The organism is Sphingomonas sp. KR3-1, from assembly GCF_040049295.1.
GTDB lineage: Bacteria > Pseudomonadota > Alphaproteobacteria > Sphingomonadales > Sphingomonadaceae > Sphingomonas.
In genome coordinates this window covers 904,615-927,414 of sequence record NZ_JBDZDQ010000002.1, presented here as the reverse complement: position 1 = coordinate 927,414, position 22,800 = coordinate 904,615, and the positions used below count along the sequence as shown (strand labels likewise).

The following is a 22,800-nucleotide window of genomic DNA, read 5'->3' as shown; positions in this document are numbered from 1 at the left end:
AGGCTCGGCCGGCGACAACACCCGCGAGGGCCGCGCCTCCGTCCGCGTCAAGATCGGGTTCTGACGAACCCGTAACGCGGCGCGGGGTACGGAATCCCAACTCCCCCCGCGCCGCGTTTCGTCCACTCCGACACGGTACGTGCCGACGGCCCGGGCCCTCGAGCTTGCTTCCGCGCGTTCGAATCCAGCCGGGCGCGCCAGTTTCCAAGAGCCTCGCATAAGCTCGGGCGCGCGTTCGCCTGCGAACCCTGACGGGTTCGAAGTTGCCCCTTCGGGCAGCGGCGATGCGCCGCGCTGAAAATCTTTGTCCTGATATGCGCGGTTCCCCGTCTTCCTTCTGACGGTGGATGCGCTGCACATGCTCGCGCTGCAGAAACCATATCTCAGGATTAGCAAAGCAGTCGCCATCTCATGCTCAAATCAGAGTTTAAAATATTGCCCGCAATATTTACCAATATAATCACGAAAGCGATGAAACATTAGCTTCACAGTTTTGCTGAATACAATTCTTGCGAGTCGTTTCATTTATACACAGCCAAGCAACGCGATACTTTATCGCAAACGAACACGCGCGCTCGCACAACATTACTTGTCCTGCAACGGGAGATTGTATGAAAAAGCAAGTGCAAGCACTGGCCATTGCCGCGTTAGGCGCGCTGGCCCTGACCCACCCCGTCTCGGCACACGCACAGGGCTGGCCGGCCCCGGTCGCGCCGCTGCCGCAGCTGGCGACCGCGCTCGACAAGCAGTTCCAGCCGGCGATCGATTTCGACACCGACGTCTGCTTCAACGTTCCCGCGGTCAACGCATCGGGCGCGATCAGCGCGGGCGCATCGACCTACTGGACCAACCCGCCGGCATCGTGCCGCAACGCCAGCTACCGCACGACCAGCAACGTCTATGTGCGCGCCCGCTGCAACAACGGCTATTGCGCCCGCGTCTACAGCTATTTCTGGCAGTCGGATTTCTCGCACGCCTATGACTGGGAATCGGTGATCGTCTGGACGACCGACAACGGCGCCAGCAGCACCGTGGTGGGCGTGACTCGCGGCGACCATGGCAATTGGGAAACCCGCGCCACCAGCGGCGGCCAGCTGCGCTTCCAGAGCGATTCGACCGGCCAGCACGTCAAGATGGTCTATCACTACGAGACGCTCGGCTTCTCGCACCTCTGGCGCTTCTCGAAGACCGACAATGGCGACGAGCCGCCCGAGAACGGCACCGGCACCTGGCTGATCCAGCCGCTGATCAGCTGGAACGGCTATCCCTCGGCCGCGGTGCGCAACGCGATCTCGAACTACAATTTCGGCAGCGGCAATTTCGACAACAAGGACGCGCGCTTCTCGGGCGTGCTCCAGGCCGCGCTGAACACCAGCATCACGCCGGGCTTCAACCCGACGCTCGATTCGGGTGCAAACTCGCCGGGCTGCCCGGCCGGCTCGACCCTCTGCTGAGTTCCCCCCCGCCCCGCGTCGCCCTACCAGGCGGCGCGGGGCGGTTCCCGATTTCCGAGGTTCGCATGCGAAGAATGCTGATGCTGGCGAGCGTTGCGCTGGCCGTTGTCGCAATGACGTGGTGGTTCGGCTGGCGGGGCGGCGATGCACCTGCGGCGCAGGGGGTGGTGACCATAGCCGCGCCCGGAAAGGCTGCGCGCCAGGCACCGGCCAAGCCGATGCCGGCGGCGGTGCGCCAGGCACAGGTGCCCGCGATGCCCGCCAAGGTGATCGCGGACGTGCGCGCGGCCTATCCGCTGCTCACCCAGGTCGATTTCAGCTGCGATGCCGGCGGCTGCGCAGTGACCGCGACGATCCCGCCACCGCCACCGGCCGACCAGGACTTTCTCGACAAGCGGCAGGCGCTGCTGACCGGCGGGCTGGCGAAGACGATCGCGGCGGAGGGCTACCGCGCACTGGGCCCCGTCCATATGGACGAGGTCGGCGACAACCTGTTCCACATCCGCCTGCCAGTGGCGGAGGCCCGCTAGGCTTACTTCTTGCCGCCGCGCCAATAGAGCAGCCCGGCGACGATCGCGGCCGATCCGATGCCGATCGCGGCGCCCATGCCGATCTGCTTGGCGTCGGGCTTCCAGCGCTTGCTGGCTTCGACGATGTCCTTGACTGCCTTGAGCGCCTCGCTGCCTTCGACATGGTCGTGCGGCGCTTCCGCGATCGGATAGGGCGACTGTGCGTCCTGCGGCTTGGGCGGGGTCTTGCTCATGATCTTCCTCTATTGGTGCAAGCCTGAACGCCAGGCTAATGCGGCGGTTGCACCCGAAGATGCAAGCCGCCAAAAGCCTCGAATGAACCCGCTTTACGCTCAAATGGGCACCACCATCTTCGAAGCGATGTCCGCCCGGGCACGCGAAACGGGGGCGATCAACCTGGGCCAGGGCTTTGCCGACGGGCGCGGCCCCGAGGCGGTGCTCGAGGCAGCGGCGAAGGCGGTCATCGAGAAATCGAACCAGTATCCGCCGATGATCGGCCTGCCGGAGCTGCGCCGCGCGGTGGCGGACCATTATGCACGCCATCAGGGGCTGAATCTGGCCGCGGAAGAAGTGGTGGTCACCTCGGGCGCGACCGAGGCGCTGGCGGCGGCGATCTTCGCCTGCGTCTCGCCCGGCGACGAAGTGATCTGCTTCCAGCCGCTCTACGACGCCTATGTCCCCTTGATCCGCCAGGCGGGCGGCGTGCCCAGGTTCGTGCGGTTGCGCCCACCCGAATGGAAGATCGACAAGGCGGCATTGGAGGCGGCGGTTTCGAGCAAGACGCGCGTGCTGCTGCTCAACAACCCGCTCAACCCCGCCGCGACGATGTGCGGGGCGGACGAACTGGCGATGCTCGCGGACTTCTGCGTGAGCCACGACCTGGTCGCGATCTGCGACGAGGTGTGGGAGCATGTGACCTTCGACGGCGCGCGCCATCTGCCACTGATCGGCTTTCCGGGCATGCGCGAGCGGACGGTGAAGATCGGGTCCGCCGGCAAGATCTTCGCGCTGACCGGCTTCAAGGTCGGCTGGATCTGCGCGACCCCTGCCCTTGCCCGCGTGATCTCCAAGGCGCACCAGTTCCTCACCTTCACCACCCCGCCCAACCTGCAATGGGCGGTGGCCGAGGGGCTGGCGACGCAGGACGGCTGGGTGCAGGAGGCGCGGCACCGCTTCCAGCATGGCCGCGACCGGCTGCGCACGGGCCTGGAGGGCGCGGGCTTCGCGGTGCTGCCGAGTGCGGCGACCTATTTCCTGTCGGTCGACCTGACCGCATCGGGGATCGACCTCGACGATGTCAGCTTCGCCAACAGGCTGATCGACGAGGCGGGCGTCGCCTCGATCCCGGTTTCGGCCTTCTATGCCGAGGACGCGGTGACCAGCGTGGTGCGCTTCTGCTTCGTCAAGGAAGACGCGACGCTCGACGCCGCGATCGACCGGATCGTCGCAGCACGCGGCTCCTTTGGTCGATAGTTAGCCCCGCTTCGGCGCAACTTCGCAACTTCCAGCGACTGCGGCCCGTTAGCCGGCCGCGGGATCAAACTGGAGTTGTACCATGCGTAATTTCAAGCTGCTGATGCGCGGTGCCGCGGTGGCCGCCATTCTCGTCGCGACGCCGTCGCTTGCCCAGAGCCGTATCGACCGGGCGCGCACCGCCGTTGCCGAAGCCACTGCCAAGGTCGAAGCCGCCCAGACTGCCGGTGCCGAGCGTTTCGCACCCGAGTCCTATGCACGCGCCGCGGAATCGCTGCGCACCGCAAAGGACCAGTTGGCACGCGACCACCGCGATTCGACGATCAACGAGGCACGCCGTGCCTCGGGCCTTGCCGACCAGGCGCTGGCCGAGGCCGAGAGCCACAAGCAGGATGCCATGGCGGCGGAGCGCGATGCGCGCCGCGACGCCCAGGCCACTGCAGCGGCCGAGGCGAGTGAGAAGGCCGCGGCGCAGGATGCTGCCGTAGCAGCGCAGACCGACGCCCAGGCGGCGAACGCGCGCGCCGATGTCGCGACGAGCGCGGCGCAGTCGGCCGCGGCCGATGCAGCGGCGGCGCGTGCCGCTGCCACTGCCCAGGCCCAGCCGGTCGCGACCACGATCGAGACGACCACCACCCAGCCGGCGGCGACGCGCAGCTACTCGTCGAGCAGCACGCGCAAGACCACGACGGTGAAGAAGAAGGCCGTGCCGGTGAAGAAGACGACCACCACGGTGGTCAAGCCGGCAACCTCGACCACGACCAAGACGACGGTGACGACGGCGCCGCAATAAGCGGGCAAGTTTGAATTTCGGATCCCTCCCCGGAACGCCATATTCCGGCGGAGGGATTCCGTCGTTCGTCAGCCTTTCCCCGGCCTTCGCCGGGGAAAAGTACGGCATCGAAGGCCGGCCTGAGGCCCTTCAAATCCTGTCGAGCACTCCGCGCTCGGTGATGTAACCTGTCACCAGCCGCGCGGGAGTGACATCGAACGCTGGATTGGCGGCGGGGGAATCGGTCACGCGGACGGTGACGATTTCCCCGCTGTCCAGCGGCCCGATCAGCCGGGTCAGCTCCTCGGCGCTGCGTTCCTCGATCGGGATGTCGGCGCCGCTTTCGGTATTCGGATCGAACGTCGTGTAGGGCAGCGCGACATAGAAGGGCACATCGTTGTCGTGCGCGGCGAGCGCCTTCAGATAAGTACCAATCTTGTTGCAGACGTCGCCATTGCGGGTAACGCGATCGGTGCCGACCACCACCGCATCCACCTGCCCCTTCATCATCAGCAGGCCGCCGGCATTGTCGGCGATCACCGTGTGCGGCACGCCGTGGTTGCGCAGCTCGAACGCGGTGAGCAGCGCGCCCTGGTTGCGCGGCCGGGTCTCGTCGACCCAGACATGGACCGGAATGCCGGCATCGTGCGCCAGGTAGATCGGCGCGGTGGCGGTGCCGTAGTCGACCGTGGCGAGCCAGCCCGCGTTGCAATGCGTCAGGATGTTGAGCGGGCGATCGGGGTTCTTCGCGTGAAGCTGCTTGAACAGTTCGAGGCCATGCTCGCCGATCGACCGGCAGAGCCCGGCATCCTCGTCGCAGATAGCATCGGCGCGGGCGAAGGCAGCCTCGGCGCGCTCGCCCTCAGGCAGATCGGCGACGGCGGTGCGCACCGCATCCAGCGCCCAGCGCAGGTTGATCGCGGTCGGGCGCGTCGCGTGAAGCTTGTCATAGGCCACCTGGAGATTTGCGTCGCTCGGGTCGACCGCAAGCGCCATCGCATAGCCATAGGCCGCGGTGGCGCCGATCATCGGGGCACCGCGCGTCCACATCTCGCGGATCGCGACGGCGGCGGCATCGACGTCGCGCAGCTCGACCCATTGGATCTGCCAGGGGAGCTTGCGCTGGTCGAGGATCACCGCGCCCTTGCCGTCTTCGGTGCGGCGGATCGAGCGGGTGGGCTGGCCTTCGAGGATCATGGGAGCACTTCCGCGAGAGAATGGATGTCGGCCGAGCCGCCGTCGCGGGCGATCAGCAATGCCTGGAGGCCGGCTTCGTGCGCGGCATCGACTTCGGCGGGCATGTCCGAGACGAAGAGCAGCTCGGAAGGCGCAAGATCGAGCGCGTCGACGATCCTGGTATAGGAATCGCTGTCGCGCTTGGGGCCGGTGGTGGTGTCGAAATAGCCGCTGAGGAACGGCGTCAGGTCGCCGGCGATCGAATGGCCGAAGATCAGCTTCTGCGCGGCGATCGAGCCGGAGGAATAGATGTGGACCTTGAGGCCGGCAGCGGTCCAGCGGCGCAGCGCCTCGGGCGTATCCGGATAGACATGACCCTTCAATTCGCCGTCCGCATAGCCCTGCGCCCAGATCAGCCCCTGCAGCGTCTTGAGCGGGGTTTCCTTGCGGTCCTCGTCGATCCACTGGAGCAAGGTGGCGACCGGGTCGTCGCCGGGGACTTGCGCCAGGATCGGGGCCGCGACTTCCGGATTGCTCGCAACGAACGCCGCCAAATGCCTGCGGGCATAGGGGAAAAGCTCATCGGCGACGAAGCGGATGCTGCTCGTCGTGCCTTCGATGTCGAGGAGGACGGCCTTGGGGTGGGTGTGGTGGTTCATTCAACTCTCGTCATCCCGGCGAAAGCCGGGATCTCAGGCGGATGCGCGATACGGCACGAAACCCCGGCTTTCGCCGGGATGACGGCTATGCCGGCTCGTGCCGCGGGAAGCGGTCGGCGATCGTGTCACCGGTGAAATTGGCGATCCAGCCATCGGCATTGGTGAACAGGCGGATCGCCGTGAAACGGGGCGACGGCCCCATGTCGAACCAGTGGCGCGTGCCGGCGGGGACCGAGATCAGGTCGCCTTCCTCGCAGAGCACCGCGTAGATCTTCTCGCCCTCGCGCAGCGTGAACAGCCCCTCGCCTTCGACGAAAAAGCGGACCTCGTCCTCCGAATGGCGATGCTCGGAGAGGAACTTGGTGCGCAGGTTCGCCTTTTCCGGGTGGTCGGGGACCATGCGGATGACGTCGACCGACTGATAGCCATTCTCGGCCTTCAGGCGCTCGACTTCGGGCGCGAAGGCGGCGAGCACCGCGTCCTGGTCCGCATCGGCGGCGAGCGGGCGCGACGGCCATTGCTCGAAGCGCACGCCGATCGGGGCGAGCGCCGCGGCGATCTCCGCGGCGTCGCGGGTGTCGGAGAGCGCCGTGCCGCCGGCCTCATCGAAGATGCGAAGATGCGTCATCGTTTCCACGCCCTTTCGGCCAGCTCGGCCGCGATCAGCCATTCGGTGCCCTCGAGCACGCGCTCGGCCTCGGCCAGGTCCCTGCCCCAGGCATAGAGCCCGTGGCTGCGGATAAGATAGGCCGGGGCGGCGTTCGGCGCCAGCAGCGCAGGCGTCACCGCCGCCTCGATCACCGCCATGTCCTGGCTGTTGTCGACGATCGGCAGGCGGATCTCAGCCTCGTGGGTGGTGTTGCCCGGGAAGACCTTGAGCATCTCGTGCCCGGCGAACACCCATTCGCTCGCATCGGCGGCGGCGCGGCTCATGCCCACGGCTTCCGGCGAATGCCCGTGGAGGACGGCGCCGACATCCGGGAACAACCGGTAGAGCGCGAGATGCAGCTCGGTCTCGGCCGAGGGCTTGCCGGAGGTGAGCGGGTTGCCGCCCAGGTCGACGCGCATCACGCCCTCGGGCTTCAACCGCCCCTTGTGCCAGCCGGACACGGTGACCGCGATGCTGCCATCGTCGAGGCGGACGGAATAGTTGCCGGCGGTGGCAGGCGCCCAGCCGCGCGCATCGATGCGGCGGCCCACCTCGACCAGTGCGTTCGCGGCGTCTTCGAAGGACATCGTCATGGAAGCGGCCTTAGCCGATCCAAAGCGACAGACGCATTACAGAATTTATTTGGACCCGCGGCGCGGAAGCGGCTGGACGATCTCGCGGGCCGGGCCGGTGACGAAGGTCGCCGACTGGGGCTGCGGGCGCGGATCGGTGCCGGGCATCGTCACCATGTTGAACGCCTCGCCGCCCAGGTTGCGCGCATCGGCCATCAGCACCGGCGTCGACGGGCCCGAGCGCTCGGGATTGGTCACCGGCTCGTCGGTGACCATCACGTCCCCGCCCAGTTCGGTCAGCGCGTAGAGCTGCTTGGCGAAGGCGGCGGGAAAGCGGATGCAACCATGCGAGGCCGGATAGCCCGGCAAATGCCCGGCGTGGAGCGCGATCCCGTCCCAGGTCAGCCGCTGCATGTAGGGCATCGGCGCGTTCGAATAGAGGTTCGAACGATGGAAGACCTGCTTCTGGAGGATGGTGAAGGCGCCCACCGGCGTCTCATGCCCGTCCGAGCCGGTGGAGACGGTGCTTGCCCCGACCAGATGGCCGCCGCGATAGACATAGGCGCGCTGGTCCGGGATGCTGACCACGATCGAGACCGGATCCCAGTCGCTGGTCGCGGCGCGGATCATCTCGGGCGTCTCGTACCAGACCGACTGCCCGTTGCGCAGCGCTTCCGGCGCGACCTGCATCGTGTCCGATGCGGCGATCTGCGCTGCGGCTGGAGTGGCGGAAAGAATCGACGCGGCGGCGAGGAGGAGGACGGCAAGGGTGCCGGAACGCATCAGGACAGCTCTCCGAATCAGTGAGCCAGGACGGCTCAGGACGATTCCTTAACGAAATTAACCTAATTTCGTGCCGCTGCCGAATCGGATAAAAATCGCGCTCGCAAATCGCGGACATTGTTCCGGTTTTTCGAGTTGCTTCGGCGAACCGGGCAATCGTTGCGGCGAATCGCGCAACTTGGGACAGATGTTAAGCAACGCGCTCACCATCTGTCTGATATAAGTTCCCCTAGGGGCAGAGCAGCGGGCAAATTGGAAACTATGCACAGTCTCGAGACGATTCAGTCGCGTCGCGCCTTGTTGAAGACGGCGCTTGTGATGGCCAGCGGCGCAGTGGTTTCGGCCTGCGCCTCGCGCACGATCGAAACCGCGATGGCGCCGGCGCCGCTGCCGGCCCCGCTCCCGATCCCCAAGGCACCCGAGCTGGCCGCCGCGCGCGTGCCGGGCGTGCCCGAGGGCATCCGCCCCGAGCTGTTCAAGAAGGCGCTCGCCGCGCTCAATCGCCATTCGATGCAGATCCAGTCGCACGACCGAATCGCGATCGCGGACTTCGCGACCTCGTCGAACAATCCGCGCTTCCATGTCGTCAACCTCGGCACCGGCCAGGTCGAGCGCTTCCTGGTCGCGCACGGCGTCGGCTCCGATCCCGAGCATAGCGGCATGCTCCAGCGCTTCTCGAACGAAGTGAATTCGGAAGCGACCTGCGAAGGCGCGTTCCTCACCGCCGACTATTATGTCGGCAAGCATGGCGACTCGCAGCGCCTGCTCGGGCTCGATCCGACCAACAACAACGCGCTCGACCGCGCGATCGTGGTCCATTCGGCCTGGTATGCGAACCCGGACATGATCGCCAAGCATGGCAAGCTCGGCCGCAGCCAGGGCTGCTTCGCGGTGGGCGAGAACGAGCTGGCCAAGCTGTTCGAGCGGCTCGGGCCGGGCCGGATGATCTATTCCGCCAAGGTCTGAGGACCGGCGTCGCACGGGAATGGCGGCGCCCAGCACGGATAGCCGAAGCTGAGCCGCGTCGCGTAGCGCGCCACGGGCCGTAGCGGCCAATGGCCGGGCAGCACCACATCGGGCTTGCCGCTGCCCTTGGGCCAGGCGGCAAACCCGGCGGGCGCGACGCCGTACCACAGGGCATCCCCCTCGAATTCGCGCTTGAACGCGATCGCGACGACCTTCTCGCCGACCAGCAGCTGGTGATAGTCCGCCGGGCTGCGCTGGACGCCCTTGGCATCCTGGACCGCCGAGCGGGCGAAATAGATGTCCTGCCACGGCGCGACCGGCGCAGCGAAGGCCAGCGCCTTGGCGGGCTCGCCGGGCTCGGCCGGGCGCGGCACGATGCGGAAGCAGGCGAGCAGCACCAGCAGCGCCACTACCGTCAGCCCGCGTGTGTCGCGCCAGGTGACCAGCAGCCAGCTGAACAGCACCGCCATCGGGAACAGCCATTTGAAATAATGCGCGTTGAAGAAGCGCCACATGCCGGTCGGCACCAGGTCGACATAGGCGAGCATCATCACCGTGTAGAGCAAGGCGACCAGCGCCATGCACAGCGTGAGCCAGCGCGCAGGCCCGTGCAGGCGCCACACCCCCAGGATCAGCCCCGCCGCGCCGGTGAGCAGCCAGGGCAGCACGCGGAGCAGGCCGGTCTCGCCGGGGAACCAGGGCGCGGGATCGACCAGCAGGATGCTCGCCTTCCAGCCGAGATCGGAAAAGGCGAAGCCATAGTCGCCCGACAGGATCGTATAGTCGGTGAGGCGCCAGCCATAGATGGCGAGATAGAGCGCGGCATAGGGGAAGAACGCCGCCGCCGCGCCGCCGATTGCCTTGGCGAGGTCGGCCCAGCGCCGCTCCATCAGCACCGGCCGCCACAGCGCGAAGCCGCCGATCACGGCGCTCACCACGATATCGGCGGGCCGGACCAGCGCGATCGCCATCAGCAGCAGGCCGAGCAGCGCCGGGCGCCGGCGGGTGCCGAACAGCATGTCGGCCGCTTCCGCGAAGGCCAGCCAGATGAACGCGGCGGACATCGTCGTCGTCCAGGGCTCGAGCCAGAATTTGGAGATGCGCAGGTCGCCGATCGTCGCGGCGAGGAAGAGCAGGCCGGACGCGTAATTCCCCACCCCGAAGCGCGCGGCGATGCGGAGGAAGCCCCAGAAGGCGGCGGCGTAGCACAGCAGGTTTATCGGCACGAACGGCGTCGGCGCCCAGGCAAAGGGCGCGCCGGCGAGCGGATAGAGCAAGGGGTACCAATGCTGGTCCGGGTTGAGGTCGAAGTGCAGCAACGCCCTGGCCGACATCAGATATTGCTTCTGGTCGTGCCAGCCGCGCCACCACGGCCCTTCGGGCGCAAAGAACTTCAGGTTGATCTTGAAGATCGTGTAGGCGGTGAACACGGCCATGACCGTGCGCACCGGATACGCGTCGAACCGGCGGCGAATCCACGAGAGAAGGGTTGGCAGGGATGCTGCGCTTGGGGTTGGCACAGGGCGAGCCGAGCGACTAGGGGTGTGACGTGATCGAAACATATCCGGCTGCAAGACGGAGACGATGAGCCAGACCCACCCCTTTTATTCGATCCACCGCCAGGGAATGATCCGGGCGGGCGTGTGCACGCCGGTCACGACCGTGGGCGACCCGCAGGCCAATGCCGAGGCGGCGATCGCGCTGGCGCGGCAGGGCGACGCGATGGGCGCGGACGTGCTCGTCTTCCCCGAGCTCAACGTCACGTCCTATGCGATCGACGACCTGCACCTGCAGGACACGATCTGCGCGGCGACCGAGGCCGGGATCGCGGCGATCGTGGCGGCCAGTGCCGAGCTCAAGCCGGTGCTGCTGGTCGGCGCGGCGCTTCGGCGCAGCGGCAGGCTCTACAATTGCGCGGTGGCGATCGCGCGCGGCCGGATCCTGGGCGTAGTGCCCAAGAGCTATCTGCCCAATTACCGCGAATATTATGAGAAGCGCTGGTTCGCGCTCGGTGCCGGGCTTGCCGGACTGGAGATCGACGTTGCCGGGCAGACCGTGCCCTTCGGCACCGACCTGGTCTTCGCTGCCGTCGACCTGCCCGACTTCGTCTTCCATGCCGAGATCTGCGAGGACTATTGGGCGCCCCTGCCCCCCTCGACCGAAGGCGCGCTGGCCGGTGCGCTCGTGCTGTGCAACCTCTCCGCCTCGAACATCACGGTCGGCAAGGCACGCGAGCGGGCGCTGCTGTGCGCGGCGCAATCGGCGCGGGCGGTGGCTGCCTATGTCTATTCGGCCTCGGGGCCGGGCGAGAGCACGACCGACCTGGCCTGGGACGGCCAGGGCATGATCCACGAGCTCGGCGAGCTGATCGCCACCACCGAGCGCTTCGACATCACCAACGAAGTGGTGTGTGCCGATATCGACCTGGAACGCATCCGGCTCGAGCGGATGCGGATGGGCACATTCAACGACTGCGCGGCGGCGAACGGCGACCCCGAGACGCGCTTCCGCCGCGTCGCCTTCCAGCACCAGCCGGACTTCGCAGACAAGGGATTGCTACGCAAAATCAGGCGTTTCCCCTTCGTACCGAATACGCCATCGAAGCTCGAGGAGGATTGCTACGAGGCGTTCAACATCCAGGTCGAGGGGCTGCGCAAGCGGCTCGAATCCACCGCCGCCAAGCATATCGTCATCGGCGTCTCGGGCGGGCTCGACTCGACGCATGCGCTGATCGTCGCGGCGCGGGCGATGGACCGGCTCGGCCGGCCGCGCACCGATATCCTGGGCTTCACCCTGCCCGGCTTCGCGACCAGCGACGAGACCAAGGCCAATGCCTGGGCGCTGATGCAGGCGCTCGGCGTGACCGGCGGGGAGATCGACATTCGCCCCACCGCGCGGACGATGCTCGAAGGGATCGGCCACCCGTTCGCCAAGGGCGAGCCGGTCTATGACGTGACGTTCGAGAACGTCCAGGCGGGGTTGCGCACCGACTATCTCTTCCGCCTCGCCAACCAGCGCCAGGGCTTCGTGCTCGGCACCGGCGACCTGAGCGAGCTGGCGCTCGGCTGGTGCACCTATGGCGTGGGCGACCAGATGAGCCACTATGGCGTCAATGCCGGCGTGCCCAAGACGCTGATCCAGTATCTGATCGGCTGGACGGTGCAGACCGGCCAGTTCACCGGCGAGGCCGCGGCGGTGCTCACCCGCATCCTCGACACCGAGATTTCGCCCGAGCTGGTGCCCGCGGACGCGGACGGCAAGATGCAGAGCACGCAGGACCGCATCGGCCCGTACGAGCTGCACGATTTCTTCCTCCATTATACGATCCGCCACGGGCTCAGGCCGTCCAAGATCGCTTTCCTGGCCTGGCATGCGTGGCAGGACGCGAGCGCCGGGCAATGGCCGATCGGCTTCCCCGAGGATGCGCGCCACCAGTATGACCTGGCGACGATCGCCCGGTGGCTGGAGGAATTCCTGTTCCGCTTCTTCCAGACCAGCCAGTTCAAGCGCTCCGCCATGCCCAACGGGCCGAAGGTCTCGGCCGGCGGCGCGCTGAGCCCGCGCGGCGACTGGCGGGCGCCGTCGGACGGCGTCGCAAGGCCGTGGATCGACGAGCTGAAGAACAGCCTCCCCTGATCGGTGCGATCCCCGCTCGACGGCCCGTCGCCTGGCGCTAAGCTGGCGGCCTGGCAAGCGGGGGAACGCCATTGGACGGGAATTTAGGCGCGACGCTGGGATTGGCGCCGTTCGAAACCGACTGGTTCCTGCCACGCTACCAGCCGGTGCGCTGCGGCGATTGGGAGATCCAGGTGCCGCGCGACGTGATCGCGCGCGGCTATTGGGGGCCGACGGTGTTCATGGCCGAGATGCCGGTGCTGCTGCGCGGCAACGAGACCTGGATGTCGCTCACGCCGCTGGAGGTGGAGAGCCAGGCGATTGGGCTGGCGGCAGCGCGTGGGCATGTGGTGATCATGGGGCTGGGCATGGGCTGGGCGGCAGCTGCGACGGCACTGGGCGAGGAGGTAACCCGCGTCACCGTGATCGAGCGTGACGGTGACGTCCTGGCGCTGCACGAGACGCTCGACCTGTTCGCCCAGCTGCCCGACGCGGCACGAGCCAAGCTGCACATCCTCCAGGGCGATGCGCTGGAATGGCAGGCCGATGCGCCGGTCGACCTGCTGATGCCCGATATCTGGCTGCCGCTGGTGAGCGACGGGCGCGTCGAGGAAGTCCGCCGGATGCAGGCGAACGTTCGCGCGGGGGCGATCTATTTCTGGGGACAGGAGCTGGAGATCGCCCGCCACGCGCGCGCAGCGGGGCGCGTGCTCGATGAAGACGGGATAGCGGCGACGATCCACGATTTCGGCCTGCCGCTGATCGGCACCGACTATCCTGGCCATGCCGAACTCGTCGCGGTCGCCGCCGAGCGCTGGATGCGCGACCGCTGGCTGCCAAGCGCCTGAAAACCAAGCATCACTGAAGCTTCCTTAACCAGTCCGGGCGCAGAGCAGCGGCATGATCCGGGGGGTTAGCCTGCTCATTGCATTGAGCGGCGCCGCGCTAGTCGCGACGACGGCCCCCGCCCATGCGCAGATGTTTTCCAGCGAAGCCATCTCGGTCACCGGCGATGCGCGCATCGTCGCAGCGGACGGCGAGACCAGCTGGCTGGAGGGCGGCCTGGGCAAGACGCGCTTCGACGGGACCGACAGCCGCGAGCTTCAGGCCGAGCCGCGGCTGGCCGAGGCCGACCTGATCTGGCAGCCGCGCTTCAGCTGGGCGCTGAGCGGCACCGTGGTGGCGATCGCCCAGCAGGGCCAGGAGCATGCCGTGGACCTGAGCGAGGCGGTGGTGACGTTCAAGCCCATGGTGTCCGGTCCCGCCAAGCTGAGCGTCCGCGCGGGCCTCTACTGGCCGGCCATCTCGCTCGAGCATTCAGGCGCCGCCTGGGTGGTGACGGACACGATAACACCGTCCGCCGTGAACAGCTGGGTCGGGGAGGAGATCAAGACCGGCGGCGTGGAAGCGACGGTGACCGCGCCGATCGGCGGCCAGCGTATCGCGGCGACGTTCGGTATGTTCGGGCTCAACGACACCTCTGGCACGCTCCTGGCGTTCCGGGGCTGGGCGCTGCACGACGAGAAGGCGACGGCCTTCGGCACGCAGCCCCTGCCCCCGCTCAGCGGCATGGCGGCGGCCGTCCAGGCACCGGCTACGCGGCCGATGATCGAGATCGACAATCGCCCGGGCTGGTACGCCAAGCTCGGCTGGTCGCCGACCTCGAGCCTCGAGCTGCAGGCCTTCCACTACGACAATCGCGGCGATCCCGAGGCGGTGACCGACACGCTGCAATGGGGCTGGCGGACGCGGTTCGACAATCTTGGCGCGGTGTTCACCGCCGGCCCGCTGACGCTCAAGGCCCAGGCGATGGGCGGGCGGACCGAGATGGGCTTCCCGATGGCCGGGCGGATCTGGGTCGATACCAAGTTCCGCGCCGCCTATCTGCTCGAGACCTGGCGCTTTGCCCGCGGCTCGGTCTCGGCGCGGCTCGATGCGTTCGGCACGCGCGGGCGCGGCAGCATGCTCGGTGCGCTCAGCGCGGAGGACGGCTGGGCCGTGACACTTGCCGCACGGCGCGAGATCGGCAGGCATCTGAGCCTGCTCGCCGAATTGCTGCATGTCGACAGCAGGCGCGACTATCGCGCCGCGCTCGGCCTCGCCGCGCGCCAACGGCAGAACCAGTTCCAGCTCGCGCTTCGCGTGCACCTCTGAACAACGGCTTGTTTACGCAAATCCGGTAGAAATTCCGGCCATGCGCTTGATATTCGCCCTTTCCGCCCTGAGCCTTGTCGGCGCTGCTCCCGCCCCGCCCCCTGCGGCCGGCCTCACCGTCTATGTGCGCGGCCCCGGCAACCAGCCGATTCGCGACGCGGTGGTGACGCTGCACCTGGTCGGCCGCGCGACGCCCGGCCCCCAAGTCGGAGGCGACTTCCAGGTCGATCAGAAGGACATCCAGTTCCACCCCTTCGTGCTGGTGGTGCCGGTGGGCGCGAACGTGTCGTTTCCGAACTTCGATCCGGTGCGCCACCACGTCTATTCCTTCTCGAGCGCCAAGAAGTTCGAGCTCAAGCTCTACGCCAAGGAGCAGGCGCGCACGGTGACCTTCGACAAGGCCGGCGTGGTCGCGCTGGGCTGCAACATCCATGACCAGATGACCGCGTTCATCGATGTGGTCGACACCGCCTATGCCGTGAAGACCGATGCGAGCGGCAACGCGGTGTTCGCCAACCTGCCCGCCGGGCAGGTGAAGCTCGACGTGTGGCACCCCTATCTGCGTGCGCCGGGCAATCTGGTGTCGAGCCAGGTCGCGGCCACCGGCACGCAGACCGTCAACGTCACGCTTCGCACGCCGCCACGGATGACCGGGTCGAGCCAATATTGAGATGACGCTCCGGCTGCCTCGCTTCCGCCACCTGCGGACCAAGCTGACCGTGCTCTATGCCGGGCTGTTCGGGCTGGCGATGCTGTGCGCCGCGATCGTGCTGTTCGCGATCGTCGAGCGCAACGCGACGCGGCAGGTGCAGGGTGAGCTGGTGGCGAGCAGCACGGTGTTCGACCGGCTCTGGACGCAGCGCAGCGCGCAGCTGGGCGGCGCCGCCGGGCTGCTCGCGCGCGACTTCGGCTTCCGCGCCGCGGTGGCGACCAATGACGGCGAGACGATCGGATCGGCGCTCGACAATCTGCGCCAGCGCATGGGCGTGCCGATCGCTTTCCTCGTGCGCGCCGACGGCAAGGTGGTGGGGCTTTCCGATCCCAAGTCCGCCGCGGACGCCGCCAAGCTTTGGCAGGCGTTCGACGCCGGCGAGATGACCGGCGTGGTCGAGCTGGACGGTGCCGCACGCCACGTGATCGCCGCGCCGATCATGGCGCCCGACCTCCTTGGCTGGGTGGTGTTCGCGACCAATCTCGACGCGGCCGAGATGCAGGGGCTGCAGCGCCTCTCCTCGATTCCGATCGAGGCGGCGGTGTTCCAGCACCGCGCCGATGGCTGGTTCAACGCCAGCCGGCGGATGGCCGCCGATCCGGCGATCGCCGCGTTCATCGCCAAGTCCACCCGGAACGACCAGCCCGCGACGGTCACCACCGCGCAGGGCACCGCTGTGGCGCTCGCCAACCCGCTGCCCGTGCTCGCCGGCGCGCCGGACAGCGTGCTGGTGATCCGCTATCCGCTCGACAAGGCGCTGGCATCCTATCGCCAGCTCCAGTTCGCGATCGCGCTGACCGGGCTGTTCGGCCTGCTGGTGACGATGCTCGCCACCTGGCGCATGGCGCAGTCGATCACCCGGCCGGTGACGCTGCTGAGCGCGGCGGCCGAGCGGCTGGCCGCCGGCGACGAAGCCTCGGTGCCGGTCGAGGACAATGACGAGCTCGGCCAGCTCGCCGCGACCTTCAACCGGATGGCCGCCGGGATCGCCGAGCGCGAGCGGCGGATCACCCATCTCGCCTTCAACGACGTGCTGACCGGGCTGCCCAATCGCGCGCTGTTCCAAGAGCATCTCGATCTTGAGCTCAAGCGCCGCGAGCGCAATGGCGGCACGATCGCGCTGCTCTGCCTCGACCTGGACGACTTCAAGTCGATCAACGACACGCTCGGCCACCCGGTGGGCGATGCGCTGCTGCGCCGCGTCTCGGAGAACCTCGCCGCCGAGATGAGCAAATGCTTCATCGCGCGGCTGGGCGGCGACGAGTTCGTGATCGTCTCCGAGCCCGAGGATGCCGAGGAAGTCGAGCGCATCGCCCGCCACGCGCTGGCGACGATCGAGACGCCGCTGGTGATCGAGGGGCACAGCGTTACGCCGAGCGCGAGCATCGGCATCGCGCTCGCCCCCGCGGACGGCGAGGACGCGCGCACGCTCCACAAGAATGCCGATCTGGCGCTGTACCGCGCGAAGGAGCTGGGCCGGCGGACCTTCAGCTTCTTCGAGGAATCGCTCAACGCCCGCGCCCAGGCGCGCCGCCGGATGGAGAGCGACCTGCGCGTCGCGATCCAGGAGGGCCAGTTCGAGCTCTATTTCCAGCCGCTGTTCGACCTCGCCCGGAACCGCATCGGATCGTTCGAGGCGCTGATGCGCTGGCACCACCCCGAGCGCGGCATGGTCTCGCCGGTCGAGTTCATCCCGATCGCCGAGGAGACCGGGCTGATCGTCGAGCTCGGCGCCTGGGCACTGCGCGAGGCATGTGCGCAGGCGATGACCTGGCCCGACTATATCCGCGTCGCGGTCAACGTATCCTCGGTGCAGTTCCGCCGGCCGGGGCTGTCCGAAGTCGTGCTCCAGGCGTTGATCGCAAGCGGGCTCGAGCCCAACCGGCTGGAGCTGGAGATCACCGAGTCGGTCTTCCTCGAGGGATCGGAGGCGACGCTGAAGGTGCTGCACTCGTTGCGGGCCTTGGGCGTGCGGATCGCGCTCGACGATTTCGGCACGGGCTACAGCTCGCTCAGCTATCTGCAGAGCTTCCCGTTCGACAAGATCAAGATCGACCGATCGTTCATCCAGGACCTGCTCACCCGGCCGGGCGCCACCGCGATCGTCCGCGCGATCACCGATCTGGCGCAGGCGCTGGGCATGGAGACGACCGCCGAGGGGGTGGAGGAAAGCGACCAGCTCGCCGAGCTGCGCCACCATGGCTGCTCCTCGGTGCAGGGCTATCTGTTCAGCCGGCCGATCGATCCGCGCGCGGTGGCCGAGCTGTTGCGCGACGAGAACCCGGGCTGGGACGCGCAGCGCGCCGCCGGGTGAATCGTATCTGAGTGATAGCGTTACCACGCGTTGACGCGTATACCCTTCCCGACAACGCTGACAAAAATAGCGGGAGAGGGAATCATGCACAGCCGCCGCCACGCATTGGCCGGTTCGTTGATCGCCTTGGGCATTGCGCTCGCCGGAGCGCCCGCCTGCGCGCAACAGGCACCCGCCGGCCCCTGGATGAACGCCAGGCTCTCGCCCGACGAGCGGGTGAAGCTGGTCCTCGCGCAGATGACCGATGAGGAGAAATTCGCGCTCGTCTTCGGCTATTTCGGCACCGAATTCCCGCCGAAGAACGGCTACAAGCCCCCCGCCGAGGCGCGGCCGGGCTCGGCCGGCTATATCCCCGGCATCCCGCGTCTGGGCATCCCGGCGCAGTGGCAGACCGATGCCGGCGTCGGCGTCGCTACCCAGGGCGGCGCGGCGCGGAAGCGCGGGCGCACCGCCCTGCCCTCCGGCCTCGCCACCACCGCGAGCTGGGACACAGACCTGGCGCATGCCGGCGGCGCGATGATCGGCGCGGAGGCGCGCGCATCGGGCTTCAACGTGATGCTTGCCGGCGGCGTCGACCTGATGCGCGAGCCGCGCAACGGGCGGAACTTCGAATATGGCGGCGAGGACCCGCTGCTCGCCGGCACGATGGTGGGCGCGCAGATCGCCGGCATCCAGTCGAACCACATCATCTCGACCGTAAAGCATTATGCGGTGAACGATCAGGAGACCGATCGCGACACCGGCAACTCGATAGTCGATCCGGTGGCAGCGCGGACGAGCGACCTGCTCGCCTTCCAGATCGCGATCGAGAGGGGCGACCCGGGCTCGGTGATGTGCTCGTACAATCGCGTGAACGGAACGCACGCGTGCGAGAACAACTGGCTGCTCACCGACGTGCTGCGCCGCGACTGGGGCTACAAGGGTTATGTGATGTCGGACTGGGGTGCGACCCACTCGAGCGCCCCTGCGGCCAATGCCGGACTCGACCAGGATTCGGGCTTTCCGTTCGACAAGGAACCCTATTTCGGCGCGCCGCTGAAGGCCGCGGTGGCAAAAGGCGAGGTGTCGCACGCGCGCCTCGATGCGATGGCCGGCGCGATCCTGCGCGCGATGTTCGCCAATGGCCTGATCGACAAGCCGGTGACAGATGCGCCGATGGACCTCGCCCCCGCGATGCTCGCCGCCCATGCCGAGGTGACGCGCAAGGATATCGAGGGCGGCGCGGTGCTGCTCAAGAACGCCGGCGCGATCCTGCCGCTTTCGCCGGCGGTGAAGAAGATCGTCGTGATCGGCGGCCATGCCGACAAGGGCGTGCTGGCAGGCAGCGGCTCGTCGCTGGTCTATCCGGTGACCGCCAATGGCGTGCCGGGGCTCAAGCCGACCGGCTGGCCGGGTCCGGTGATGTACTATCCCGATGCCCCGCTCGCCGCGATCAAGCGCCAGGCGCCAAATGCGGAGATCCTGTTCGTCGACGGCAAGGATGCGGGCGATGCGGCGAAGGCCGCCAGAGGCGCCGACGTCGCGATCGTGTTCGGCACGCAGTGGGCAGGCGAGAGCTTCGACGTGGCGCTCGACCTCGACGGCGACCAGGATGCGCTGATCGCCGCGGTCGCCAAGGCCAATCCCAAAACGGTGGTGGTGCTGGAGACCGGCGGGCCGGTGCTGACGCCGTGGCGCGGCCAGGTCGCGGGCATCCTCGCCGCCTGGTATCCCGGCACTGAGGGCGGCAGCGCGATCGCGAACCTGCTGTTCGGCAAGGTGAATCCCTCGGGCCACCTCCCCGCCAGCTTCCCCGACAGCATCTCGCAGCTCGCCAAGCCGAGCGCGCCGAACAAGGACGACACGACCTATAGCGAAGGCGCGACGGTCGGCTACAAATGGTATGACGCCAAGGGGCTGACCCCGGCCTTCCCGTTCGGCCATGGCCTAAGCTACACCGACTTCGCCTATTCGGGGCTGACCGCGCGCGCCGTGGGCGGCACCGTCGAGGCGAGCTTCACGGTCCGCAACAGCGGCCGCCGCAAGGGCAAGGCCGTGCCGCAGATCTATGTAGCCGGCGCGGGCTGGGAAGCGCCGAAGCGACTGGGCGCGTTCGACAAGATCGAGTTGGCACCGGGCGAGGCGAAGAAGGTCACGCTCAAGGTCGACCCGCGCCTGCTCGCGACCTTCGACGGCGTGGGCAATGCCTGGAAGATCGCCGGCGGGAGCTACCAGGTGATGCTCGGCACGTCGGCGCGCGATACGGTGGCTACGGTGCCGGTGACGCTTTCGGCACGGACGATCGCGGTGGGGTGGCGGCCTTAGCTCCTTCTTCGTCATCCCCGCGAAGGCGGGGATGACGGTTAGAGGGGCAAACGCCTGCCCGTCTTCGAACTCTCCCGCGCCAGCTCGGCGATGCGCAGGCCCAGCACCGCATCCGCGCCGCTGACCGGTGGCGGGGTACCCTCGGCGATGGCGCGCGCGACGCCGGCATAGAAGCCGCGATAGTCCCCCGTCTCGGTCGGCACCACTTCGCTGCTGCCGTCGGCGCGGGTGAGCAGACCGTGGAACTGCGTCTCCTCGTCGCCCACTCCCGGATCGCTGTAGCGCGCGCCTTCCTTCACCCGCACCTCCTGCGGATCGAGCCCGTGCTTGACGAAGTCCGCCGCGCTGCCGTGCAGCCAGAAGCGCGGGCGCGGGGTGACGAACATGCGCCCGGCCGAAAGCACCACACGGCGCGGGCCGTAGAACAGCGTGATCTCGAAATAATCGTCGGCGCGGCCGCCCGGGCGCTGCACTGCGACGTCGCCGGAAATCGCCTCCGGCGTGCCGAACAGCTGGAGCGCCTGGTCGATCAGGTGCGGGCCGAGATCGGCGAGGATGCCGGCGCCGGCCTCGGGGCTTTCCTTCCACACATCGGCGACTTCGGGGCGGAACCGATCCCAGCGCAGTTCGGCGAGCAAGATGTCGCCGAGCGCACCGCTCTCGACCAGCTCGCGGACGGTGAGGAAGTCGCCGTCCCAGCGGCGATTGTGGAAGGCAGCGGCGAGCAGCCCCTTCTCCTTCGCCAGCGCGATCAGGCCCTCGCCATCGGCGATGCTGGTCGCGAACGGCTTGTCGACCACGACATGCTTGCCCGCCTCGAGCGCCGCGCGAGCCAGCGGGACGTGGGTGTCGTTGGGCGTCGAGACGACGACCAGCTGGATGCCCGGATCGGCGAGCAGCGCCTCGGGCGTGGTGACCGCGGCGAGCGGATAGCGCGCGTGCACGGCATCGGCGCGCGACGTGGCGATCGCGGCGAGCTCGAGCCCGGGCACCGCATCGACCAGCGGCGCGTGAAAGGCCATGCCGCCCAGGCCATAGCCGATGATGCCGGTGCGGATCATGCGGTCACCGGGCGCGTGGCGTTCTGCTGCGCGGTCAGCACCAGCTCGGCCGCGAGCAGCGCCTGGTCCTGGTCCTGCGCAACGCTGGTCCGCTCGACCAGATCGGCGATGAACTGGGGACCAAAGGGCAAGGGCATTTTCGAACAATCCACGTAGCGCACACCTTGTTTGTCGCAGAGCAGGAGATGATTGCCGCCGGGCCGGCCGGCGATGTCCACATATTTCCTGAGCTCGATATACCCCTCGGTGCCCAGGATGAAGAGCCGTCCGTCGCCCCAGCTCGGCAGCCCGTCGGGCGTGAACCAGTCGACGCGGACATAGCCGGTGCCACCGTCGCCGGTGAGCATCATGTCGCCGAAATCCTCGAAGCCGGGCTTGTCGGGGTGGTGGAAGTTGCCGGTCTGCGCGGCAACGACATGCGCGGTCCGCGAGCCGGTGTAGAACAGGAACTGCTCGGCCTGGTGGCTGCCGATATCGGTGAGGACGCCGCCATAGCGCGCCCTGTCCCAGAACCAGTCGGGGCGACCGGTGCCGATGCGGTGCGGCGCGAGGTTGACCGTCTGGAGTATCTTGCCGATCCGGCCCTGCTGGACGAGCTCGCCGGCATGGACGGCGGCGCGCACCTCCAGACGCTCGGAATACATGATCGCGAACTTGCGCTTCGTCTCGGCGATCGCCTGGCGAACCTCGCTGAGCTGGGCGAGGCTGGTGATCGCGGGCTTGTCGCCGAGATAATCCTTGCCGGCGCGCATCGCCCTGATGCCGAGCGGGGCGCGGAGATCGGGGATCGGGGCGCCGACGATCAGCTTGATGCCCTTGTCCTCGAGTATCTCGTCCTCGCTGCGGGCGAGCTTCACGGCGTTGCCATAGCGCTTGCGGAAGGTATCGACCTGCTTCGGATCAGCGGCATGGAACGCCTTGAGCACGCCGCCGCCGCGGATCATCGCGTCGGTCATCGAATAGATGTGCGCATGATCGAGGCCGATCACGCCGAAATCGACGCGGTGCCGGACGCCCGGCTCCGGCCCGGCGGGCGCGGCATTCTCCGACGGCGCGTTGCCCGAGCCTTGCGACTGGGCGCGCAGTTCGGCCGGGAGCAGCGGGGCGATGCCGGCAATGCCGAGGATCGAGCGGCGGTCCATGCGTGCCTCCTACTGCGCCGGGGTGGCGGCGGTCTTCCAGTTGACCACGTGATAGGTCGCCGGCGTGTCGCCCACATTGCGCAGCGCGTGCGGCGCATTGGACGCGTTGAAGATCACCGAGCCGGGGCCGAGCCGCTGCCACTTGCCGCCGGACAGCGTCTCCACCGTCCCCTTGTCGATGATCACCAACTCCTCGTTCGGATGCTGGTGCGGCGGGTGCGAGGCGAGGCCCGGATTGAGCGTGGTGATGTGCATCTCGAGCTCGGCGAGCGTGGCGGTGGGCTGGCGGACGAGGCTGCGGAGTTCGCCGACATCGGTCTTCTGGACCGCCAGCTGGTTCCAGTCCCACACCGCCGGGCCGAGCACTGCCTGTTGCTGCGCCAGCGCGCTCGCGCCCCAGCCGCACAGCAACGCCGCCGCCGCAATACAGGCATCCCTTCGCGTGATCCGCATCGTCCCTCTCC

Annotated in this window: 21 protein-coding genes; 11 read left to right on the top strand and 10 right to left on the bottom strand. The window is 67.8% G+C overall.

Annotated features, from left to right (window positions below; all coding sequences use genetic code 11):
* Positions 1 to 611 precede the first annotated feature (611 nt).
* Together ABLE38_RS15950 and ABLE38_RS15945 are read left to right on the top strand one after the other, a co-directional pair.
* Positions 612 to 1,454, top strand: a complete 843-nt coding sequence (locus ABLE38_RS15950) for an NPP1 family protein (protein ID WP_348975207.1) — start codon at positions 612 to 614, stop codon at positions 1,452 to 1,454.
* Positions 1,455 to 1,534: 80 nt separating this feature from the next.
* Entirely contained in the window at positions 1,535 to 1,984 is a 450-nt protein-coding gene (locus ABLE38_RS15945) for a hypothetical protein (protein WP_348975206.1), read from the top strand.
* A 2-nt stretch (positions 1,985 to 1,986) separates the two neighbouring features.
* On the opposite strand, the gene ABLE38_RS15940 is transcribed toward ABLE38_RS15945, so the two are convergent.
* Positions 1,987 to 2,217, bottom strand: a complete 231-nt coding sequence (locus ABLE38_RS15940) for a hypothetical protein (protein WP_348975205.1) — start codon at positions 2,215 to 2,217, stop codon at positions 1,987 to 1,989.
* Positions 2,218 to 2,299: 82 nt separating this feature from the next.
* Here ABLE38_RS15940 and ABLE38_RS15935 point away from each other — a divergent pair, with 82 nt between their 5' ends.
* Positions 2,300 to 3,457, top strand: a complete 1,158-nt coding sequence (locus ABLE38_RS15935; RefSeq protein WP_348975204.1) for an aminotransferase — start codon at positions 2,300 to 2,302, stop codon at positions 3,455 to 3,457.
* Positions 3,458 to 3,539: 82 nt separating this feature from the next.
* Positions 3,540 to 4,250 carry a hypothetical protein gene (locus ABLE38_RS15930; protein ID WP_348975203.1) on the top strand — a complete coding sequence of 237 codons (711 nt, stop codon included), beginning with the start codon at positions 3,540 to 3,542 and terminating at the stop codon, positions 4,248 to 4,250.
* Between the two features lie 129 nt (positions 4,251 to 4,379).
* Here ABLE38_RS15930 and mtnA read toward each other — a convergent pair whose 3' ends face one another.
* The 5 genes from mtnA to ABLE38_RS15905 all read right to left on the bottom strand — a co-directional run bounded on the left by mtnA (position 4,380) and on the right by ABLE38_RS15905 (position 8,068).
* Positions 4,380 to 5,426: an S-methyl-5-thioribose-1-phosphate isomerase gene (mtnA, locus tag ABLE38_RS15925; RefSeq protein WP_348975202.1), complete on the bottom strand. Its 1,047-nt coding sequence runs from the start codon at positions 5,424 to 5,426 to the stop codon at positions 4,380 to 4,382.
* Positions 5,423 to 6,064: an acireductone synthase gene (gene mtnC, locus ABLE38_RS15920; protein ID WP_348975201.1), complete on the bottom strand. Its 642-nt coding sequence runs from the start codon at positions 6,062 to 6,064 to the stop codon at positions 5,423 to 5,425. The genes mtnA and mtnC overlap by 4 nt, the downstream gene beginning before the upstream one ends.
* Before the next feature lie 85 nt (positions 6,065 to 6,149).
* Complete coding sequence (locus tag ABLE38_RS15915) at positions 6,150 to 6,692, bottom strand: cupin domain-containing protein (RefSeq protein WP_348975200.1); 543 nt, start codon at positions 6,690 to 6,692, stop codon at positions 6,150 to 6,152.
* The gene (locus ABLE38_RS15910) at positions 6,689 to 7,306 is read right to left on the bottom strand and encodes a methylthioribulose 1-phosphate dehydratase (RefSeq protein ID WP_348975199.1); all 618 of its coding nucleotides are present in this window, start codon (positions 7,304 to 7,306) and stop codon (positions 6,689 to 6,691) included. The genes ABLE38_RS15915 and ABLE38_RS15910 overlap by 4 nt, the downstream gene beginning before the upstream one ends.
* Positions 7,307 to 7,351: 45 nt before the next feature.
* A complete protein-coding gene (locus ABLE38_RS15905) occupies positions 7,352 to 8,068 on the bottom strand; it encodes a L,D-transpeptidase family protein (RefSeq protein WP_348975198.1) in 717 nt (238 codons plus the stop codon).
* A gap of 318 nt (positions 8,069 to 8,386) precedes the next feature.
* Between ABLE38_RS15905 and ABLE38_RS15900 the strand changes: the two genes are divergently transcribed.
* Positions 8,387 to 9,034, top strand: coding sequence for a murein L,D-transpeptidase catalytic domain family protein (locus ABLE38_RS15900; RefSeq protein ID WP_348975232.1), 648 nt, complete (start codon positions 8,387 to 8,389; stop codon positions 9,032 to 9,034).
* Here ABLE38_RS15900 and ABLE38_RS15895 read toward each other — a convergent pair.
* Positions 9,016 to 10,470, bottom strand: a complete 1,455-nt coding sequence (locus ABLE38_RS15895) for a hypothetical protein (protein WP_348975197.1) — start codon at positions 10,468 to 10,470, stop codon at positions 9,016 to 9,018. The two genes, ABLE38_RS15900 and ABLE38_RS15895, sit on opposite strands and share 19 nt — an antisense overlap.
* Before the next feature lie 148 nt (positions 10,471 to 10,618).
* Between ABLE38_RS15895 and ABLE38_RS15890 the strand changes: the two genes are divergently transcribed.
* The 6 genes from ABLE38_RS15890 to ABLE38_RS15865 all read left to right on the top strand — a co-directional run bounded on the left by ABLE38_RS15890 (position 10,619) and on the right by ABLE38_RS15865 (position 20,133).
* Positions 10,619 to 12,670, top strand: a complete 2,052-nt coding sequence (locus ABLE38_RS15890; protein WP_348975196.1) for an NAD(+) synthase — start codon at positions 10,619 to 10,621, stop codon at positions 12,668 to 12,670.
* A gap of 71 nt (positions 12,671 to 12,741) precedes the next feature.
* Positions 12,742 to 13,497 carry a hypothetical protein gene (locus tag ABLE38_RS15885; RefSeq protein ID WP_348975195.1) on the top strand — a complete coding sequence of 252 codons (756 nt, stop codon included), beginning with the start codon at positions 12,742 to 12,744 and terminating at the stop codon, positions 13,495 to 13,497.
* A gap of 52 nt (positions 13,498 to 13,549) precedes the next feature.
* Positions 13,550 to 14,803, top strand: coding sequence for a hypothetical protein (locus ABLE38_RS15880; RefSeq protein ID WP_348975194.1), 1,254 nt, complete (start codon positions 13,550 to 13,552; stop codon positions 14,801 to 14,803).
* Positions 14,804 to 14,843: 40 nt separating this feature from the next.
* Positions 14,844 to 15,473 carry a methylamine utilization protein gene (locus ABLE38_RS15875; RefSeq protein ID WP_348975193.1) on the top strand — a complete coding sequence of 210 codons (630 nt, stop codon included), beginning with the start codon at positions 14,844 to 14,846 and terminating at the stop codon, positions 15,471 to 15,473.
* Position 15,474: 1 nt separating this feature from the next.
* A complete protein-coding gene (locus ABLE38_RS15870) occupies positions 15,475 to 17,829 on the top strand; it encodes an EAL domain-containing protein (RefSeq protein WP_348975192.1) in 2,355 nt (784 codons plus the stop codon).
* Positions 17,830 to 17,913: 84 nt separating this feature from the next.
* Complete coding sequence (locus ABLE38_RS15865; protein WP_348975191.1) at positions 17,914 to 20,133, top strand: beta-glucosidase; 2,220 nt, start codon at positions 17,914 to 17,916, stop codon at positions 20,131 to 20,133.
* A 38-nt stretch (positions 20,134 to 20,171) separates the two neighbouring features.
* Here ABLE38_RS15865 and ABLE38_RS15860 read toward each other — a convergent pair whose 3' ends face one another.
* From ABLE38_RS15860 to ABLE38_RS15850, 3 genes are read right to left on the bottom strand one after another with little or no spacing between them, the layout of a single operon-like run.
* Positions 20,172 to 21,194 (bottom strand): oxidoreductase, encoded by a 1,023-nt coding sequence (locus tag ABLE38_RS15860; RefSeq protein WP_348975190.1) that lies wholly within the window; start codon positions 21,192 to 21,194, stop codon positions 20,172 to 20,174.
* Complete coding sequence (locus tag ABLE38_RS15855) at positions 21,191 to 22,336, bottom strand: Gfo/Idh/MocA family oxidoreductase (protein WP_348975189.1); 1,146 nt, start codon at positions 22,334 to 22,336, stop codon at positions 21,191 to 21,193. The genes ABLE38_RS15860 and ABLE38_RS15855 overlap by 4 nt, the downstream gene beginning before the upstream one ends.
* A gap of 9 nt (positions 22,337 to 22,345) precedes the next feature.
* A complete protein-coding gene (locus tag ABLE38_RS15850) occupies positions 22,346 to 22,789 on the bottom strand; it encodes a cupin domain-containing protein (RefSeq protein WP_348975188.1) in 444 nt (147 codons plus the stop codon).
* Between the last annotated feature and the right edge of the window lie 11 nt (positions 22,790 to 22,800).